The organism is Nitrosospira sp. Is2, from assembly GCF_033095785.1.
Taxonomy (GTDB): domain Bacteria; phylum Pseudomonadota; class Gammaproteobacteria; order Burkholderiales; family Nitrosomonadaceae; genus Nitrosospira.
The window spans coordinates 3,020,366-3,039,137 of record NZ_CP137134.1 but is presented as its reverse complement, the minus strand read 5'-3'; the positions used below and the strand labels follow the sequence as shown (position 1 = coordinate 3,039,137).

At 54.7% G+C, this 18,772-nt stretch carries 15 protein-coding genes and 1 pseudogene; 9 read left to right on the top strand and 7 right to left on the bottom strand.

Annotated elements, in window-relative coordinates; genetic code table 11:
* Window positions 1-44: 44 nt before the first annotated feature.
* Window positions 45-2,117 (top strand): carbon starvation CstA family protein, encoded by a 2,073-nt coding sequence (locus tag R5L00_RS13345; protein ID WP_317652269.1) that lies wholly within the window; start codon window positions 45-47, stop codon window positions 2,115-2,117.
* Window positions 2,117-2,329: a YbdD/YjiX family protein gene (locus tag R5L00_RS13340; protein WP_258192617.1), complete on the top strand. Its 213-nt coding sequence runs from the start codon at window positions 2,117-2,119 to the stop codon at window positions 2,327-2,329. The genes R5L00_RS13345 and R5L00_RS13340 overlap by 1 nt, the downstream gene beginning before the upstream one ends.
* Before the next feature lie 118 nt (window positions 2,330-2,447).
* Here the strand turns inward: R5L00_RS13340 and R5L00_RS13335 are convergent, their stop codons facing one another.
* A complete protein-coding gene (locus R5L00_RS13335; RefSeq protein ID WP_317652267.1) occupies window positions 2,448-4,973 on the bottom strand; it encodes a TonB-dependent siderophore receptor in 2,526 nt (841 codons plus the stop codon).
* A gap of 235 nt (window positions 4,974-5,208) precedes the next feature.
* Between R5L00_RS13335 and R5L00_RS15950 the strand changes: the two are divergent.
* Window positions 5,209-5,933 (top strand): annotated as a pseudogene (locus R5L00_RS15950) (chromate transporter).
* A gap of 45 nt (window positions 5,934-5,978) precedes the next feature.
* Window positions 5,979-6,626 (top strand): chromate transporter, encoded by a 648-nt coding sequence (locus tag R5L00_RS13325; RefSeq protein WP_317652263.1) that lies wholly within the window; start codon window positions 5,979-5,981, stop codon window positions 6,624-6,626.
* Between the two features lie 68 nt (window positions 6,627-6,694).
* On the opposite strand, the gene R5L00_RS13320 is transcribed toward R5L00_RS13325, so the two are convergent.
* The 4 genes from R5L00_RS13320 to ada all read right to left on the bottom strand — a co-directional run bounded on the left by R5L00_RS13320 (window position 6,695) and on the right by ada (window position 9,833).
* The gene (locus R5L00_RS13320; RefSeq protein WP_317652261.1) at window positions 6,695-6,979 is read right to left on the bottom strand and encodes a hypothetical protein; all 285 of its coding nucleotides are present in this window, start codon (window positions 6,977-6,979) and stop codon (window positions 6,695-6,697) included.
* Between the two features lie 323 nt (window positions 6,980-7,302).
* Window positions 7,303-7,950: a DNA oxidative demethylase AlkB gene (gene alkB, locus R5L00_RS13315; RefSeq protein ID WP_317654192.1), complete on the bottom strand. Its 648-nt coding sequence runs from the start codon at window positions 7,948-7,950 to the stop codon at window positions 7,303-7,305.
* 24 nt (window positions 7,951-7,974) lie between these two features.
* On the bottom strand, window positions 7,975-8,727 hold the full coding sequence (locus R5L00_RS13310) for a 2OG-Fe(II) oxygenase (RefSeq protein WP_317652259.1): 753 nt from the start codon (window positions 8,725-8,727) through the stop codon (window positions 7,975-7,977).
* Window positions 8,724-9,833, bottom strand: coding sequence for a bifunctional DNA-binding transcriptional regulator/O6-methylguanine-DNA methyltransferase Ada (gene ada, locus R5L00_RS13305; RefSeq protein WP_317652257.1), 1,110 nt, complete (start codon window positions 9,831-9,833; stop codon window positions 8,724-8,726). Before ada ends, R5L00_RS13310 begins: the two co-directional genes overlap by 4 nt.
* 398 nt (window positions 9,834-10,231) lie before the next feature.
* Here ada and R5L00_RS13300 point away from each other — a divergent pair, with 398 nt between their 5' ends.
* Complete coding sequence (locus R5L00_RS13300; RefSeq protein ID WP_317652255.1) at window positions 10,232-10,759, top strand: DUF1269 domain-containing protein; 528 nt, start codon at window positions 10,232-10,234, stop codon at window positions 10,757-10,759.
* Window positions 10,760-10,764: 5 nt separating this feature from the next.
* On the opposite strand, the gene ahr is transcribed toward R5L00_RS13300, so the two are convergent.
* On the bottom strand, window positions 10,765-11,787 hold the full coding sequence (gene ahr, locus R5L00_RS13295) for an NADPH-dependent aldehyde reductase Ahr (RefSeq protein ID WP_317652253.1): 1,023 nt from the start codon (window positions 11,785-11,787) through the stop codon (window positions 10,765-10,767).
* Window positions 11,788-12,378: 591 nt separating this feature from the next.
* Between ahr and R5L00_RS13290 the strand changes: the two genes are divergently transcribed.
* From R5L00_RS13290 to R5L00_RS13275, 4 genes are all read left to right on the top strand, one after another.
* Complete coding sequence (locus tag R5L00_RS13290; protein ID WP_317652251.1) at window positions 12,379-13,083, top strand: PEP-CTERM sorting domain-containing protein; 705 nt, start codon at window positions 12,379-12,381, stop codon at window positions 13,081-13,083.
* Between the two features lie 423 nt (window positions 13,084-13,506).
* Window positions 13,507-14,181 (top strand): DNA-3-methyladenine glycosylase, encoded by a 675-nt coding sequence (locus R5L00_RS13285; protein WP_317652249.1) that lies wholly within the window; start codon window positions 13,507-13,509, stop codon window positions 14,179-14,181.
* A gap of 215 nt (window positions 14,182-14,396) precedes the next feature.
* Window positions 14,397-15,869 carry an amino acid permease gene (locus R5L00_RS13280; RefSeq protein WP_317652247.1) on the top strand — a complete coding sequence of 491 codons (1,473 nt, stop codon included), beginning with the start codon at window positions 14,397-14,399 and terminating at the stop codon, window positions 15,867-15,869.
* Between the two features lie 308 nt (window positions 15,870-16,177).
* Window positions 16,178-17,836: an alpha-glucosidase gene (locus tag R5L00_RS13275; protein ID WP_317652245.1), complete on the top strand. Its 1,659-nt coding sequence runs from the start codon at window positions 16,178-16,180 to the stop codon at window positions 17,834-17,836.
* A 69-nt stretch (window positions 17,837-17,905) separates the two neighbouring features.
* Here the strand turns inward: R5L00_RS13275 and R5L00_RS13270 are convergent, their stop codons facing one another.
* A complete protein-coding gene (locus R5L00_RS13270) occupies window positions 17,906-18,334 on the bottom strand; it encodes a hypothetical protein (protein WP_107693279.1) in 429 nt (142 codons plus the stop codon).
* Between the last annotated feature and the right edge of the window lie 438 nt (window positions 18,335-18,772).

Below are 18,772 nucleotides of genomic sequence, written 5' to 3'. Positions count from 1 at the left end.
AAAAGATAACCGCATCAATAGAAAACTTTGCGTTAGGAGAAAAAATGAGCAGTCTGATCGCCAAACTCGGCTGGGCAGCGTTTGCGGCAACTGGCGCCTTCGCGTTCGCTGTCATTGCCTTGCAGCAGGGCGAATCCGTTGGCGCCATCTGGATCGTGATCGCGACCGTCTGCGTCTACACAATTGCCTACCGCTTCTACAGTCAGTTCATCGCCCGGCGGGTATTGAGGCTGGATCCCACTCGGATGACCCCGGCTTACAAGTTCAACGATGGCCTGGATTATGTACCGACCAACAAATATGTATTGTTCGGCCATCATTTCGCTGCAATTGCCGGAGCCGGTCCGCTTGTGGGTCCAATACTCGCCGCCCAGATGGGTTACATGCCCGGCATGTTATGGCTTCTAGTGGGCGTGGTGTTTGCAGGCGCGGTGCAGGATTTCACTGTTCTATTTATTTCCACCCGTCGCAACGGGCGTTCCCTTGGCGATCTGATCAAATCCGAACTGGGGCAGATTCCGGGCATGATCGCCTTGTTCGGCACCTTCTTTATCATGTTGATCCTTCTGGCGGTATTGGCTCTGATCGTCGTCAAGGCATTGGCCGAGTCGCCCTGGGGAACATTCACCGTTGCCGCAACCATCCCCACGGCGCTCTTCATGGGCGTGTATGCACGTTACTTTCGTCCCGGAGCCATCGGCGAGGTTTCACTGATCGGCTTCGTGCTGTTGATGCTGTCCATCGTGGGTGGCCAATACGTGCAGGAAATCCCCGAACTGGCCGCGCTTTTCACCCTCACCGGCGAGCAGCTCACCTGGCTTCTGATTGCGTACGGTTTCATTGCCTCCGTGCTGCCTGTGTGGTTGTTGCTCGCCCCGCGCGATTATTTGTCCACGTTCCTTAAGATCGGTACCATTGTGGGCTTGGCGATTGGTGTCATATTCATTTCTCCGGAATTGAAAATGCCTGCCTTCACGCAGTTCGTGGACGGTTCGGGACCGGTCTGGTCGGGAAGCCTGTTTCCCTTCCTGTTTATTACCATTGCCTGCGGTGCGATATCCGGATTCCACTCCCTCATATCCTCCGGCACCACTCCAAAGATGATCAGAAACGAGGGCGATGCCCGCTTCATCGGCTACGGAGCGATGTTGATGGAATCGTTCGTGGCCATCATGGCGCTTATTGCCGCCTCCACGCTTGAACCCGGGGTGTACTTCGCGATGAACAGTCCGGCCGCGATCATCGGCACCACTCCGGAATCGGCTGCCCAAACCATCTCGCAATGGGGCTTTTATCTTACGCCCGAGATGGTCACCCAGACGGCGAAGGATGTGGGGGAACATACGATCATCTCCCGTACCGGGGGCGCGCCGACGCTGGCCGTGGGCATGGCACACATACTGTCGGAATTTGCGGGGGGCAGAACGATGATGGCCTTCTGGTATCACTTCGCCATTTTGTTTGAGGCGCTTTTCATCCTCACCGCCGTGGATGCGGGGACGCGCGCCGGGCGCTTCATGTTGCAGGATTTGCTGGGCAGCTTCATACCCTCCATGAAGCGTACCGACTCGCTGGGCGCGAGCCTGATCGCAACCGGACTTTGCGTAGCGGGCTGGGGCTATTTTCTCTATCAGGGTGTCGTCGATCCCCTGGGGGGGATCAATACGCTTTGGCCCTTGTTCGGCATTTCCAACCAGATGCTGGCCGGAGTAGCCCTGATTCTTTGCACGGCCGTGCTGTTCAAGATGAAGCGCGACCGTTTTGCCTGGATCACCATCGTTCCCGCCTTATGGGTCATTGTCTGCACCCTCACGGCTGCCTGGCAGAAGATTTTCGATGCCAATCCGCGTATCGGCTTTCTGGCCCATGCCGACAAATATAAGGGGGCAATCGCAGAGGGCCAGGTCCTGGCGCCCGCCAAGTCGATCGAGCAGATGCAGCAGGTCATTTTTAACGATTACGTGAATGCGTCGCTGGCGGGCCTGTTCATGCTGGTGCTGATCAGCATATTGGTGTTCGGGATCACCGCAGTGCTACAGGCACGCGCCTTGCGTAACCCTAGCGTGAAGGAAGCGCCATTCGAGTTACTGCCAGTTGAGGGGGGGTCAAGGACATGATGGATGAGAGCAGGAACATTTTGAGGAAGATTAGGCAAGGGGTGCGTTACGTCGGTCAGAGCGTCCGCCTGATGGTCGGCATGCCGGAATACAGCACTTATCTTGAGCATATGAAAAAGGCGCATCCCGACCGTCCGGCCATGTCTTATCCGGAGTTTTTCCGGGAGCGGCAGGAGGCGCGGTATGGCGGCAAAATCAGCAGGTGTTGCTAGGCATGACTTTTAGCACCGGGGAGCGGCGCTCTCTGTGCGCATTGGGAGATGCAGATAAGAGAAAGCCTCGGGTAAAACGGAGGCTTTCTAATCGGCTCCTATTGCAATTTTTTCGAGGCTAGAAGTTTGCTATTACTGTCAGGCGATAGATGCGAGGGGCGCCTGGCGTAATATTGTTGTTGTTGTTAGCGGAGGCAATATAGTCGACATTCGCGATATTTTCGATGTTGGCCTGCACCCGCAATACCTTGCTCACCCTCAAGAACATCGCCGCATCCATTCGCGTGAAGCCCGGGAGTAGTACCGTGTTGTCGAGTGCGGCGTACATGTTGCTGCGATGAACGACCCCCAGCCCTAGTCCCAGAAACGGCGTGAAATCGTAGCGGTTCCACATCGAGACGGTATGCTTGGGAACCTGCGCAACCACGGATCCGGCTTGCGCGCCCGTAATCGCGCGGGTGATCTCGGCGTCCGTGTAGGCGTACCCGCCCATCACGCTCCACTGTGGAGTGATGCGACCCATCAAGCCCACTTCGGCGCCTCTTGAGCGCTGGCCATCGACTAGCATTGTTCGGGTAATATCATTAGGAACCGGCGCGATTACGTTGCTGCGATCCAGTTGGTACAGCGCTGCAGTCAGGGCCAGATCAGGGCGTATATCCCACTTCGCGCCCAGCTCCAGGTTCGTGAATTGCTCCGGTTTGAGGGTTGCGTTGCTCAAGTTTAGCGAAGCAAGCTGGTCGCCAGCGCGGGGGACGTAAGCCAGGCTGTAGTTGCCGTATATCGACACCTCTTCTATCGGCTTGTAAATCAAGCCAACCCTAGGAGAAACCAGACTATCGTTGGTGTGGAACACGTCGCCGGTACGGTTGTTACGGAATTTCAAGTCGAAATTATCGTACCGTATACCGAGGACGGCTTTAACTTGCGGAAGAATGGTGATCTGATCCTGCAAATATACGGCTGCGACTTCCACCACCCCGTGGTTATTGGCATCGGTCGCGTTTTGCCTGAAGGTAACGGGAACCTGCGTAATCGGATTTAAAAAAGTAACCGGCGTACTTGTGGACGTGTTGTTAAAAAAACCGGTATTCCGAAAATTATCCGTGACCTGCCGTCCATATTCCACGCCCGCCAGAAGCTCGTGCTTCAAGGGTCCTGTATTCAGCGTGTACAGAAAATCGGTCTGGTTGAAGATATTGTCGCGCTGGGTTGCGTTGTTATAAGCCGAGATCGGTACTTCTAGCGTAGGACCTTGAACAACCGCTTGCCCTCCCGCATATATGTTCTGGTAGAACTTATCGTAGTTGGCATAGCGCGTGCGGTTGCGGACGGTCAGACCGTTATCGAACGCGTGCTCGATCAGCGAGTTCAACGCCCATACGTCAACGCGGGCAGGGCTATTAGCCGGATTGCCGAAAAATGTAGACCAATGGGTATTAACGGGACGACCTGAATCGACAACCCCGGGTGAGGTACCGAAAGAGGGTATGCCTCGATCGGCTGTGCGGTTGTCCATAAAGTATTCCCCGCTCAACACGATCTTGGTTTGAGCAGTGGGCTTGATCGTCAGCGTTGGATTGACGCCCCCGCGTTCAATCTCTACCCCATTACGGTAGCTGTGGGAATGCTCGTACATGGCATTGAGGCGAAACGCGGCGATATCATTGATTGGCCGCCCTACGTCGATGGCGATCCGCTTCTGGCTGAACGACCCGTACTGGGCTACGATTTCGTTGATCGGCGTCCAGCCAGCCTCTTTGGTTACCCGATTGATGACGCCGCCGCCACCGCCACGCCCGAAAATCATTCCGTTGGCACCCTTCAATACGTCCACTCGTTCAATATTGTAAAGATCGCGGAAGTACTGAACGTCGTCACGCAACCCATCGACGTAAAAATCGCCGGTGGAATTGTTACCGCGGAAGATCACTGCGTCCCGGTTGCCTTCTCCCTGCGAAATGCCGACACCAGGCACGTAGCGCACCACGTCCCCCATGCTCAACATGTTTTGATCCCGGATCAAATCCTTGGTTACCACAGTGATCGATTGCGGCACATCACGTAACGGCGTATCGGTTCGGGTTGCACTGAAGCTTTTCGTGGCCATATAGCCATCCGTGGGCCCGGTGATGGGGGTGGCGGCAACTTGTACCGCCGGCAACACCGCTGGTTGGGTGCCAGCCACGGTGGGCTTTCTGATAACGTAACCGCCAGGTTCAGTAACCGCTTCCAAGCCACTGCCGGACAATAAACGGCTGAGCCCGTCCTGGGCCGTAAAATTGCCTGTCACCCCTTGCGTGGCAATGCCTTTCACCTCGGCAGCGTCAAAGGACAACTTCAACCCCGTTTGTCTGACAAAATCATTAAGAGCGCTTTCCATCGGTCCTGCTGGAATGCTGTACGCCTGCACCGTCGCGCTGGTCGCACTGCCCGACTGGGCCAGGACGGCATGGGGCAGGCTCATCGCGGCTAATCCAAGGGAAAAAAGCGCGCCGCGCACGGCCATTGCGAGATAGGAATGCCGAAAGCCATCGCGTGTCTGCGGGGAGCAGCCCTCTTCGCCTCGAAATCCGTCTCGACGGTTCGCCTCTGGAATCAGGGCTACGCTTGACGTACTATTTTTTATAATTGTATTTTTCACAGCCAATGCTCTCCCGTTAGGTCGGACATGAATTGGCTGGCTTGCCTGGAACAGGCTGGCTGGCTGGCTAAATAGGGGTGTTGCCGTTGTGAAAGCTGAGCGACAACTCAAAAATGTCTGTTTCTGTCTGTGCAGCTACTTGGTTGCCACACCTGAATGATAATCGTTCGTACTTTAATTTAAGCAGGATCAAAAAGCAATAATAGCGGCAGGGGTTTTGTGTGAAAACCCATAGATGGGCCGCTGCAAAACTGCCGCACGTGACATGCAAGATACCGGAACCCTTTCATCTGTTACTCTCGGCCAGGCATCCCTTTACTGGCTCAAGCTGGGCTTTATCAGTTTCGGCGGCCCCGCCGGGCAGATAGCCATCATGCATCGCAACCTGGTCGAGCAAAAAGGCTGGATTTCTGAAGGTCGCTTCCTGCATGCGCTGAATTTTTGCATGGTTTTGCCAGGCCCTGAAGCGCAGCAACTTGCTACTTATATCGGCTCGCTCATGCACCGCAACTGGGGAGAAATCATCGCGGGCGCGCTTTTTGTGCTCCCGTCATTTTTTCTTCTGGTGGCGCTAACGTGGATTTATTTGAAATATGGACATGTCCCGGCGGTGCTGGCGCGCTTTATGGCATCAAGCCAGCCATTGTCGCCGTCGTCATCCTCGCTGCCTACCACATAGGCTCCAGAACGCTGAACAATTACGTGCTCTGGTCAATTTCGGCATTCGCTTTTGTCGCCCTCACGATCCTCAAAATACCCTTCCCCTTAATTATCCTGACAGCCGGGCTCATCGGATATGGCGGCGGGCGTGTCCTGCCTCATTATTTCGAACAGGAACGTCGCACGAGGTATCCAGGGAACACTCTCGGCCTGCATTTATTGACGACACAAGTCCGATTCCCTCTCATGCACCGTTCAGCTGGTCAGCATTGCGGCGAACCGTTGCCGCCGGCCTCGTGATATGGCTGGTCGCGATAGGAATATTGTGGGTCTTGTACGGATGTAGTGGCGCCTTCATTCAGATGGGCTAGTTTTTCACAAAGCCGCCTTGCTGCTTTCGGCGGCGCTTATGCGGTCCTGCCCTACGTTTATCAGGGAGCGGTAGAGCATTACCTGTGGCTCACCCCACAGCAGATGATCGACGGCCTCGCGGTGGGCGAAACAACCCTTGGTCCGCTCATCATGGTCGTCACGTTTGTAGGGTTTGTCAGGGGATGGGTAACGCAGGTGTTGGGGCCGAAGGCCCACTTTGTTTCAGCTTTCACAGGGGCGACCGTGGTCACCTTCTTTACCTTTTTGCCCAGTTTTATCTTTATTTTTATGGGCGCGCCCTTTATTGAAACGAAGCACGGCAAACTGTCATTTACCGCCCGGTTAAAAGCAATAACGGCGGCTGTGGTAGGCGTCATCTTTAACCTGGCCGTATTTTTTGCAGGGCTGGGCCGGCGCTGCCGATTGGCTCTCGATCGGGCTAGTCATCGGAGCGGTAGTGGTGATGTTTCGCTTCAATGTCGGGTCATTCTGGTACTGCTGTCATGCGGAATGTTGGGTATGGTTTGGCGCTTGGCCAGTAAACGAAAAACGAAGCAAATACGAAAATCCTTCATACGAACCGGTTCTGCTGGCAGGATCCCCGTCCTCGATCGTACATAGATGCTCTACGTGTCTTGGTTTTATCTGATTCGCTGAACGGTATTATTTCCGGGAAAAGCTCACTCGTGCTAATCCCGTTCGAGCTCGATGAGCTTGCCGTCTTCCCCCACTTTGATTTCAACCTTCTTGCCGTCGGGTTTTTTCACTTCAGCTTCATAAACGGTGATCGCTTTACCGTCTTTCGATTTCGTTTCCTTCTCAATTTCCTCTACTTTCCCCCCTTCGGCATTGTCCGTTATTGTTTTCTGTACCGCGGCAGGCAGTTCCGCCCATTGCACTTTCTCTTCTTTGCCGGCGAGTGCTGAGGTTGCAAACACCATTGCACCTACTGATAAAAGTATGCTCCTTTTCATTCGCGATCCTTGTCGGGTTGGTCAGATTTTTTTCCTTGCCGCTCCAAGGAGCTACCCTACTAGGTTACATCGAACTTGAACACCGATCTGTGCGGTAGCGCACATTTCCGGGTTTGGGAATCGGCTGACATATTCCCGCGCTTTTCTCCATATACTACTTCTAATACTGTTCCAGAGAACCGGCGTCGGCCGTTTACACCGCGACGAACGGATATGACCACGCGTGAGCCCCCGATGATTCGCCCCGCATTTCCAGAAAAGCCCCAGCCGGTTCAGCTGTTGCCGGTGTGCATCACCCGCCTTTGGTACATCCAGGGCAAGCTTTAAGCTGCCTTGCGAAAGGTCAAGTTAATCCGGCGGCCGCCAGTCGCATGATGGCAGCCGTCCGCAAGCGGTAGAACGCCGTGAAAACATAACCTTGCCGGCCCGCCCCATACCATGACATCACCATGAGCCAATTGCACCCGCGCCGGCCTTTCCTGCCGTCGTAAACCGCCCCACATGAAGACTGCCGGGAGGCCTAGCGAAACAGAGACGATCGGCGCGTTAAAGTCGCGCTCGTTCTTGTCCTGATGCAATGAGAGCCTCGCCCCCGGCTCATAAAGATTGACGAGGCACGCATCGGGCCCGAAGTTTTCAAAACCGGCGGTAGCGGCAGCGTCCCGCGCAAGCTTGCGGAACACGTCCGGCATGCGAGGCCACGGCTTGCCACTATCCGGATCGGTCGGCTGGTAACGATAGCCGGTGTGATCGGTCACCCAGCCATAGGAACCGCAATTTGTCAGCGCGACTGACATACGGAAACCGCCGGGGGTGACCATGTGACGCAGCGGCGCCTCCGCGACGACTTCGCCCAGCGCTGTTAAAATCTCTGCCTCATCCGGCAGCGCAAAAGCGCGCAAGACAACTGCACCCCGGGACAGTTCTTCCCGGCGGGCCTGACACTGCGACAGATCTTCAAACAGGTTCAGCGTCATCATCTTGCCCACCGCTTCTCATGTGGCATCGTGAAAAATTATCCCTACAGTATGACGTCGCCCGGAGCGGAGGCGACTGACGCCATGGCGCAGATTGACCTTGTACACCCCTCGCGCACCTTGCACCGGCCGCTGGTTTACCGCAAATACAACAGCATCCCCTTTCCTTAGCGGCACAACTTCCGGACGCGACTGCATGCGCGGGCGCTGCTCGGTCAACACAAACTCGCCACCTGCGAAATCACGACCCGGTTCTGCTAGCAGTATAGTCAGTTGAATCGGGAATACGTGCACCCCGTACAAATCCTGGTGCAAACAATTGTAATCGCCGGGCTCATATTGCAACATCAGCGGAGTAGGACGTAGCTGGCCCGCCTCATGGCAGCGCTTGATGAAATCGCGGTGCTCCGCCGGGTAACGCACATCATTGCCCGTTGCCTCATTCCAGCGATTGGCTAGTGGCACCAACCGGGGGTATATCAAGGTCCGCAGTTCCGCGATGATGCTGGGCAACGGGTACTTGAAATACTTGTATTCACCTCGGCCAAACCCATGACGAGCCATCACGACCCGGCTGCGAAAAACGTCCTCCTCCGGATAAAGCCCGGCAAGTGCGTCGCATTCCTCAGGAGCAAGCAGCTTTTCGATCACCGCGCATCCCTGCGTATCCAGTTCGTTCGTGATTGCGCGCCAATCCAGTGCACCTACGCGGAGGGCACTGCCCATATGAGGGTTATTTTTTCCTGCCTTGCTCTTTGTCGAGGCAGTCATTCCCGAGACCTCACCTCGCCCTCCGGCCGTGAGCCCGACTCCTTCTCGAGCAGCACCTGCTTGCGCTCGACACCCCAGCGATAGCCCGCCAGTGCGCCGTCGATACGCACGACTCGATGACACGGAATCGCGACGGCCAGCTTATTAGCCGCACATGCCTGCCCTACTGCCCGTACCGAGCCGGGAGCGCCAATGCGATTGGCAACATCAGCGTAGCTTTCGGTTTGGCCGGGGGGAATTTCGCGCAGGGCGTGCCATACCCGCTGCTGGAAAGCGGTGCCACGCACATCCAGCGGTAGATTCAGACCGATGCCCGGCGCTTCAATAGAGCCGATGACCGTGGCGACAAGCTCTTCGAAGTCTGCATCTCCTCCGATCAGGGTGGCGCGGGGAAAGCTATCCTGCAGATCGCGCGCCAGTTTGCCGGGATCGCTGCCAAGCAGAAGGGCACAAATACCGCGATCACTTTGAGCAACCAGGATCGACCCCAAAGAACATTCGCCAATGGCAAACCGGATTTCGGTATCGACGCCGCCCGCCCGATAATGGCTTGGGACCATGCCCAGAACTTTATCCGACTGTTCGTAAAAACGGCCGCTGGAGCTATAGCCGGCATCAAAAATAGCATCTGTCACCGAGCCGCCTCGGCGAAGTTGATTGCGCATTCTTTTCTCGCGCTGTGCAGCGGCGTACTGCCTCGGCGTTAACCCGGTGAGGTGCTTGAATGCACGGTGGAAATGATAGCCGCTCATGCCAACCTTCTTTGCGAGTTCTTCCAAGGATGGGATGGCTTCACATTCTTCGATGACGCGGCAAGCGTAAGTGACCTTGTCCGCGTATTGCTCGACAAGCGGAGCCCGGTCCGGCTGGCAACGCTTGCAAGGTCTGAAGCCGGCCCTTTCGGCTTCCTCCGGGGTAACATAAAAAACGACGTTTTCGGGTTGCGCCGAACGTGCAGCACAAGCGGGACGGCAGTAGACCCCCGTGGTCTTGACTCCGAAATAAAACTTGCCGTCAGCTTCAGCGTTACGCGCGACAACGTCGGCCCAGCGAGGATCACTTACCGTCACAGCACGGAGCTGTGCTTTTTTCGCTAGCATATTCATGATGTGCTCCTTTCAAAAAGTCGCAGCAATCGCGGCCAATTACCAATATATCAATGTGCGCGAATTGTCGCACTCCGGGTCTTGCTTTCAAATTCAACTCCGCTGACGGAGCAGATTCGATCCCGCTGGATCAGACTACTAATGCGCACGATCAGTCGTTTTCATATGGAGGCAGATGCTGTTCAAGCTCCTGTTGGGTACGGTGCCGAACGGACGATACGGTCGGGCAACCCCTATAACAGCTCCAACCACGAGCGAGCCGCACTTCTGAAGCCTCGGCTCCAAACATGCCACGCAGCTTTGGAGCCGGAAAGAAATAAGATTAGCGGCAGAAGCCTCAGAATCGCCTGGATGGGAAAGTATTTTCGACTTAACCGCAATTTCGATGAGGAGCAAATATGTCCGAATTAATCGTCGTGGGGTTTAATGATCCCGAAGAAGCAGATCGTGTCCTGCTGAGGCTGAGTAAATTGAAGAAGGAATATCTGATAGATATTGAAGATGCAGTGGTTGTGGTGCGCGACGAGTCAGGCAAGGTTCATCTCAAGCAAAGCATTAATACTGTCGCAGCCGGCGCAACGACGGGTTTTCTTTCCGGCGGTCTGTGGGGTACCTTTGTTGGGCTACTATTTCTGAACCCATTGACCGGATTTGTTCTGGGTGGTGCGATCGGAGCAGGAGCGGGCGCTTTATCCGGTTCACTAGTTGACTATGGCATCGATGATAATTTCATCAAATCCCTGGCCGAGACCATTCCGCCCAACTCGTCCGCGCTTTTCATTCTCATACGAAAGATACAGCCGGAAAAGGTTCTCGCGGAACTCTCGGGCGTTAAAGGGATGGTCCTGCGGACCTCCCTCTCGCCGGAGCAGGAGAAAAAGCTTCAGGAAGCTCTTGAAGGCGCAACCGCACCCGCCGCGGGTTAACATCCCTACGTAAAATCGGCGTCCAGAACGACACGATAACGCGCTTTGCCCGCCGCGAGATGGGCGATGGCATCGTTCACCTTGCTCATTACGAAATGCTCCACCTGCGGTGCGATATGGTGACGGGAGGCGAAATCCAGCATGGAAGAAATTGCGGCCGGACTCCCCGTCGGCGACCCGGAGATGCTTTTTTGTCCGGAAATGAGATCGGGCGCTCCAACCGGAACCGGCTCAAGCACCGCGCCGACGAAGTGCATGCGGCCATTCGGCTTCAACGTCTGCAAATACGCGCTCCAGTCCAACGGAACATTTACGGTCACAAGCAGAAAATCAAGCGAATTTGCGGCCTTCAGGATGCCGTCGCGATCGCGGCTCGACACTACGCGGTGCGCCCCGAGTTTTCGCACTTCCTCCACCTTGGATGGATTCGAGGAAAAAGCAGTTACCTCACAACCCCAGGCATTCGCAAATTGAAGGGCCAGGTGGCCAAGGCCGCCTATACCGACGACGCCTACCCGGTGCGTTGGCTTTACTCCGTAGGTAGCGAAGGGCGCGAACACTGTAACGCCGCCACACAGCAACGGACCGGCAGAGGAAATATCAAGCGAGTCTGGCAAGGGAACTGCCCAGGCCCAATGCGAACGGACCTTTTCAGCAAAACCCCCGCGATGCCCGATGATCGTTGCGACCGCTTGACGGCAGAGATGCTGATTACCCGTCATGCATTGATCGCAATGCATGCAACTCGCGCTGGTCCAGCCAACCCCGACACGCTGGCCGACCCGCAATCCCTTGACCTGATCGCCCACGGCAGTGATCCGGCCCACGGCCTCGTGGCCCAGTATGACGGGATATTGAGACACTCCCCAATCATTGTTAAGGATGGAAAGATCGGAATGGCAGAGGCCGCAGAATTCGACAGCGATCTCCACCTCCTCCGGGTCTAGCGGGCCCGCATCGTAAACAACGGATTCAAGTTTCTGCTTTTCCCCAAGCGCGGCCCAAGCCCTGATACGCGTCATTGTCATTCTCATTCTCCTTATCCAGATATAAGGCGCAGAAATTGCGACTTTTTCGCTGCCTCGCGCAGTCGCACACGTGTTTCCAAACGATGCTTGGCGCACCGTAATTTGATACCTTGCGGAAAGATTCAATCCGCGTCAACCCATGGAATCCGTAGACCCGAATGCGATTGCCGCTTTTGGGCCTTTTGCGTCTTCAGCTTCTGCAACCCAGCGAACTCGCCGTTCGGAAGAGCTTACTGCCGCTACATAAAAATATCGGGTTCGTATTGCTGTCCACCATCATTCCGTTCTCCCGACTTGTCCTCTCATCTTAGCACCCCGATTGCCGGTATTGAGAATCCCGACTCCGACGAAAATGCCGATTCCACGGGGGCTCACAAGCTGGAATCTGTCCCCGCGCAAGGATAAATATTCTCGCTTATAAACCTTTTCGCGCCCTTTCAAAAGCAGCGGATGTGTCGAGAATAATTACAGGCTGCCCGCTGCAGAGCCAAGTGAAAAAAAAACATCCAGCCATTCAGATTCTTATTCTTTGGCACAGAACATGCTTATATACCTTATATAGGTGAATTTCGCTTTGGGGAGAACAATAATATGAAAAACTTGAGTACCGTTTCATTGATCGCCATAATGATGGCAGGGCCGTTGGCGGCGAATGGCGCGATGATAGGACCCACCCCCTATCTTTCCTCAGCCGATAGCCCTTTCGCCGGCACTCCGTTCAGCTATTTCCACCGCGAAGACTTCGAGGACAGTTTGCTTAACACTCCGGGGGTCATCGCTTCAGCTGGAATAGTTTTGTCCCCTGCTGCCTTGACCGACTCGGTGGATGCAGATGACGGCTCCGTAGATGGTTCGGGCACGGCTGGCCATACGTGGTATTCAAACGGCGGTTCAAGCTTGACCTTCACCTTCAGTGCCGTACTGCTGGGCGTCTTGCCCACTCATGCCGGGCTGGTGTGGACGGATGTCGGGTTTGCCAGCGTGCAAGACGGTTTTGATACTGTCACTTTCGAAGCCTTTGATGCCGCAAATAATTCTCTCGGATTTATAAGTCCATCCGCTGTCGGGGATGGACTATTTGGAGGACAAACGGCTGAAGACCGTTTCTTTGGCGTAACCAGCGCCAGCGGGATCGCTTCCATGCGCATTACTTCACTCAGTAGCACTGACTGGGAAATTGATCATCTCCAATACGGTCTTGCGTCCGTCCCCTCTGGTGCTGTCCCTGAACCCGGGACGTTAGCGCTTCTTATTGCCGGAGTGGCAGGGATCAGATTCCTGCGGCGTCGTATGTAAATGGACTTCGACATATGGCCTGGGGACCCGGTTGTGGTCGGGCCATATGCCGGGATCGGCCGGTCGTCTCATAGCACTGGTAAAGCTTCAGCGAGCGCACACTAAGCCGTCCCCGTAGCGACCAACCACAAAGCAGGGCCTGCCCTGCTTACTCCGACTCCGCCCCCACTGGTCAATTAGGCTGAAGCGCTCACCTGCCTGCTTCATCCGTCGCCGGCCGCTTCAACGTTGCCGTCTCAAACATCTCATGCAAACCACTCCCTCCCTGCACCAGAGGCTTGGGGCTCGATGGTAATGCAGGGGGCATGATGCCCGGCTGGGGTGACCAGGCTTCAGTTTTGGTAAAATCCGAACCAGTAGGACGTACCGCTGATGACTTCTCCTACCCTATCCACATCGGCTTGAGGAGTAAGCCGCTTTATTATGGGCACAGAAAGACTGGCTGAGCTCTACCCGCACGCCGTGAGCCACCTCTCCTCAGTTGACGAGGATTGGTCGCGATTGATAAAACACGTTGACCCTTGCATGCATCGGTCCAAACCTGCACGTGAGCCGTATGAGGCTTTAATCCGCGCTGTCGCCTACCAGCAACTTCACGCACGAGCGGCGGACGCTATCATCGCCAGGTTCCTGGACTTGTATTCGGACAGTGAGTCCGAAATAGTCTTTCCGTCCCCGGACGAAATATTGGCGACGAGAACTGAAGATTTGCGCAGTTGCGGTTTCTCATCCCGAAAGATTGCCACTGTCCAGCACATCGCGGAAGGCGCCCTGAGCGGGCTGGTTCCCTCCCTTGAGGTCGCCAGCCAAATGCAGGACGATGAGCTGATTGCCCGGCTCATCGTCCTGCCCGGCGTCGGCCGATGGACAGTTGAAATGTTTCTTATGCATACACTGGGACGCATGGATATTCTGCCCGTAGACGATTTTGGGATACGCGAGGGATACCGGTTTCTGAAATCCCTGAATACGCTTCCCAATCGCAAGGAGATGGAAAAAGCAGGCTTGCCGTGCAGCCCCTATCGAACGATAGCGTCGTGGTATTTGTGGCGAGTCGCATCCCTGCCGGAGTACGCAAGGATGTCGAAGAAAAAGTAGCCAAACCAAATCGATACGCCCGTCTATAAAACGACGACAGCCCCGCCATTCTGAGCCGTTGACGCCCTGTTTGGGCCATTTTTTGCGCACTCCATGGTAAAGCATTTTATCGCCGTGGTTTCCTCTGGTTTAGAATACCGTCCTTGTGAGATAGCAGTCGCGCTTGACTAAAAAAACAAAAGGCGAGTCGTTACGCCTCGATAACTGGAGAAAACATGCTGTTTGAGCGCGTCAAATCCCTCGACCATATACTTGAATTAGCGCAGAGAAAGGGGCTTAAGCGACAACTGGGCGCATTTGACCTCACCATGCTCGGGATCGGCGCGATCATCGGTACCGGTATTTTTGTATTGACTTCGGTCGCCGCAGAGAAGGCCGGCCCGGGAATGATGTACTCGTTTGTCATTTCCGGGTTCGTATGCGCGCTGACAGCCCTTGTATACTCCGAGATTGCGGCAATGGTGCCAGTCGCGGGATCGGCCTACACCTACTCCTATGCGGTATTTGGCGAACTGATCGCTTGGATGGTAGGCTGGGCGCTCATTCTGGAGTATGCGATCGCGGCCGCCGCGGTCGCCGTTGGATGGTCCGGCTACATCAACGGGTTTTTGCACGAAATAGGCTATGGACTGCCTTTGTTCCTGACCGCCGGGCCTTTCGACACGGTTCTTTTGGCGGGGGATACTACCCCGGGCGCGACCACGGCCACAACCTCCGCAGGCGGCTTTAATATACTGGCATTTCTGGTCTCGCTTTTGGTCACATTGCTGCTAATCATCGGTACCGGGAAAAGCGCCAAATTCACTGCACTTCTGGTTATAGTGAAAATTATCGCGCTCGCGGCATTTATCGTCCTCGCCCTACCGGCGGTAAATTCCGTCAACTTCGAACCTATGCTTCCCAATGGCTGGGGGACGCCGTTTTCCGGCGTCGGGGTCCTCGGTGCAGCCGCTTCCATTTTTTTTGCTTACGTAGGTTTTGACGCCGTCTCGACCGCAGCGGAAGAAACGAAAAATCCTAACCGCAATGTACCGATCGGTCTCATCGGTTCATTGACGGTTTGCACACTGATTTATCTGGTAGTCGCCTATGCCGCTGTGGGGGCGGTCGGTTCTCAGCCCGGGGGCGAACTATCCCTGTCCAAGGAACCCCTGGCGTTCGTGCTGCGCGAAGTGGGATACCCCACGGTAGGGAACTGGGTAGCCTCCGCGGCAATTATTGCCCTCCCTTCGGTAGTGCTCATGATGATTTACGGTCAAACCCGGGTTCTGTTCACCATGTCGCGGGATGGACTGATGCCCGCGGTTTTCTCTCACATACACCCGCGTTTTCACACGCCACATGTCGTCACGCTGGTAACCGGCGCCGCGGTAGCATTATTTGCGGCCTTATTCCCCGTCGGAACGCTGGCTGATATCTCGAACTCCGGCACCCTGTTCGCGTTCTTCATGGTCGCGCTGGGGGTCATGGTATTGCGTCGGCGTGAGCCTGGGCGGCATCGACCGTTTAGAACACCAATGATCTGGCTTGTCGGCCCCACGGCAATGGCGGGATGCGCCCTGCTCTTTGTCAGCCTGGGCTGGGGCACCATCCGTCTATTTCTCGCTTGGGCCACGATCGGACTGATTCTCTATTTCGGCTATGCGCGGCGACGCAGTCACTTGGCCAACCCCCAGGCGATCAATTGAGTTAACAGAACCGGCTATCTTGCTTCCACCTGGGTATCGGCTGCATACCAAAAGACGCAATTGCCGAGATCTCAACAAACGTTAGCCAGTTTCCTGCGGGAAATAAACAGCACGAATTGAACTCACGCACACGATCGGCGGTCTTCTGTTGATGAAACCGGCAGCCTTATTTCGCAAGAAAGCATCCAGCTCCACAATCCACCACTGCAATAGGACCTGCGCCTTTCTCGACGTTGCCAGGATGAGTTGCATTAAATCCTAGCCATCCTTTCTCAACCTGAGCTCAGGGGGAATTCCTTCAGGGAAATATGTCACCCAACTCCGCTTCCGCTTCCGAAGACGCCGAATGGTGGAAAAAAACCACCGTTTATCACATCTATCCGCGCTCCTTTTTCGATAGCAACGGTGACGGTATTGGAGATATACCCGGCATTATTGAAAAACTCGACTATATCCATTACCTCGGATATGAAACTATCTGGATTTCACCGTTTACGGAAAGTCCGCAAAAAGACTTTGGATATGATGTCAGCGATTATTGCTCGATCTCTTCGCATTATGGCGACATGGCGCTTTTCGAAAAACTGTTGCAGGAGGTGCACGCCAGAGGTATGAAGCTCGTCTTCGACCTGGTATTGAATCACACTTCAAACGAACATGCGTGGTTCAAGGAATCCGCCAGTTCGCGCGATAATCCCAAGGCAGATTGGTATATCTGGAGAAATGGAAAAGGCAGGAAGGGCACGACGCCACCTAACAATTGGCGCGCAATGGCCGGAAACAAGGCGTGGACCTATTATCCCGAAAGAAAACAGTTCAACTACACGGCGTTCTTACCTTTTCAACCGGACTTGAACTACGATAATCCTGAAGTGAAGGACGCCATGTTCGATATTGCCCGGTTCTGGCTAAACAAAGGCGTGGATGGCTTCCGGCTGGATATTATTAGCGCGATCTATGAAGATCCTGAACTCCGCGACAATCCGCTTAGTTTTCGCCTTGCCCCCTCCGATAAATCCCTATCAATATTTTTTCAGCATCTTAAGCATAACTTCCTGCACGAAAAAAGCTTCGAATTTGCTGCTGAACTGAGAAATGTGGTGGATGAGTTCGATAGCCCCAGAAGGATTTTGATAGGCGAGTCGCATGGGGACGAGGGACTGATCAACCGCTTCTGTTACGACAAAGGCCGCAATGGCCTCAACGCTATCTTCCTTTTCAAAGCGGTCTCAACACCATTTAAAGCACCAAATTACCGCGATATGCTGATGAGATTTGAGGAGCATTTCGCGGAGCCGTTGATGCCCACCCTCGTTTTCGCCAACCATGACCGTACCCGTGTGATCAGCCGCATGGGCGGAAGCGTGGAAAAAGCGAAATTGCTGGCCCTGTTTCAGTTTACCTGCAGAGGTATCCCGTTTACCTATTTTGGGGATGAGATTGGTATTCCCCGAGTACGCATTCCTCTCAGGCATGGAAAAGATGCAATCGCGATGCAACACAAGTGGGTTCCACAATTCCTCGTGGACAGAAGCGCCGAAATTCTCAACCGGGACGAGTGCCGCACCCCCATGTTATGGAACGAAGAGGCGAACGCTGGCTTCTGCCACGTTTCCTCGCAACCGTGGCTGCCCGTAGCGGAAAATTTCAGGGAAATAAATGTGGAGAGGCAAATGGCTGAACCTGATTCGCTTCTCAATTTTTACAGGAAGGTAATTCGTCTTCGAAATGAAACCCAGGCGTTAAACGCTGGAAGGCTCGAGATTGCGCACGAATTTTGCACCCGCAAGATGCTGGCCTATTACCGCATTGCGGGTGACGACAAATATCTGGTGCTGCTGAACATGTCGAAATATCGTCTGAAAGTCCCGCTTGACAATAACGTGCTGCTATCGACTCATACTCAGGGCGAGGCGGCTCAATTACAGCCATTTGAAGGACGGGTGATGGTGGCAGCGCATCACTAGGCACATCATCAACACTTCCCAACGCGGCCTCAGCTGATCCTGTCGGTACCTTCCCGAGAGATTGCGCCCTTATGTCTGGCCAGTGTGTTCGCCATAGGGCTTGATCGGATCCCCGCTTAAGCCTACCGGACGCAGGGAAGTCTGGTTCCCCGAGCCATTCCCCGCCTCGTTCCCTGAATCCAGAAATAGATTTGCGCCTCTTCCATTGGATGCCGGACGCGCGTCCCGTCCCATCATCAGGGTAATTATCCTTCCATGATAGGGTCCAAACGTTGCCCTTTTTTCGCGCGCTGCGCCCAGCCTCAATTGCTCGCCGCGCTCGCTATTTCCTGCGGAACGTTGTCCCCACGTTCGTGCCCGTTGAGAAGCATCGACTAATCTATAATACGCTCGATATGGTTGCCTCCACCCTCGACCCGTCAGTTTAATGACTGTACCCATCCGGTTGCTCAAATGGAATAGCATGGTTGACAATGCCAACCCTATGACCTCGCGCATACTCTCTCCCATTAATCAGGTTCTGGACGAGTCCGATACAGGCTCCATCTTACAAAGGCTCCGTAACTGCTGGACACGCTTATCCCTCCTGTTACTACATATTAGTAGTACTCAAGACGATTAACGGGCGGTTTCAGAAATTCTTGATCACTAACGGGACAGTTATCCAATGTTCAAACCGGTCTGACCGGCTCTGAACATTGACCAGGCATGCAAAATGTAACGAGCGTCAATGTCGGGTTTCGGCGAAACTTACGTTTAAGGAAAGGAGTTTCCATGAGGAAAAAACCGATCGCTCTGGGGCAGTTGCGGTAATTCGGGAAACTGGGCGGGCTTGCCCGGACGGAGCCGATTCGCCGCCTCGGCATCACAGAGCAAATGTTTTATCATAGGAAGCAGTACGTTGCCTCGATAGCAACCAAGCAAGACAGCTTAGGC

What these genes read in the sequence shown, in the direction of transcription:
- R5L00_RS13285 (WP_317652249.1), top strand. Translation starts at nt 13,507, where the DNA reads ATGGGCACAGAAAGACTGGCTGAGCTCTACCCGCACGCCGTGAGCCAC.
- R5L00_RS13340 (WP_258192617.1), top strand. Translation starts at nt 2,117, where the DNA reads ATGGATGAGAGCAGGAACATTTTGAGGAAGATTAGGCAAGGGGTGCGT.
- ada (WP_317652257.1), bottom strand. Translation starts at nt 9,833, where the DNA reads ATGAATATGCTAGCGAAAAAAGCACAGCTCCGTGCTGTGACGGTAAGT.
- R5L00_RS13270 (WP_107693279.1), bottom strand. Translation starts at nt 18,334, where the DNA reads ATGCGCGAGGTCATAGGGTTGGCATTGTCAACCATGCTATTCCATTTG.
- R5L00_RS13310 (WP_317652259.1), bottom strand. Translation starts at nt 8,727, where the DNA reads ATGACTGCCTCGACAAAGAGCAAGGCAGGAAAAAATAACCCTCATATG.
- ahr (WP_317652253.1), bottom strand. Translation starts at nt 11,787, where the DNA reads ATGACAATGACGCGTATCAGGGCTTGGGCCGCGCTTGGGGAAAAGCAG.
- R5L00_RS13300 (WP_317652255.1), top strand. Translation starts at nt 10,232, where the DNA reads ATGTCCGAATTAATCGTCGTGGGGTTTAATGATCCCGAAGAAGCAGAT.
- R5L00_RS13345 (WP_317652269.1), top strand. Translation starts at nt 45, where the DNA reads ATGAGCAGTCTGATCGCCAAACTCGGCTGGGCAGCGTTTGCGGCAACT.
- R5L00_RS13275 (WP_317652245.1), top strand. Translation starts at nt 16,178, where the DNA reads ATGTCACCCAACTCCGCTTCCGCTTCCGAAGACGCCGAATGGTGGAAA.
- R5L00_RS13320 (WP_317652261.1), bottom strand. Translation starts at nt 6,979, where the DNA reads ATGAAAAGGAGCATACTTTTATCAGTAGGTGCAATGGTGTTTGCAACC.
- R5L00_RS13280 (WP_317652247.1), top strand. Translation starts at nt 14,397, where the DNA reads ATGCTGTTTGAGCGCGTCAAATCCCTCGACCATATACTTGAATTAGCG.
- R5L00_RS13290 (WP_317652251.1), top strand. Translation starts at nt 12,379, where the DNA reads ATGAAAAACTTGAGTACCGTTTCATTGATCGCCATAATGATGGCAGGG.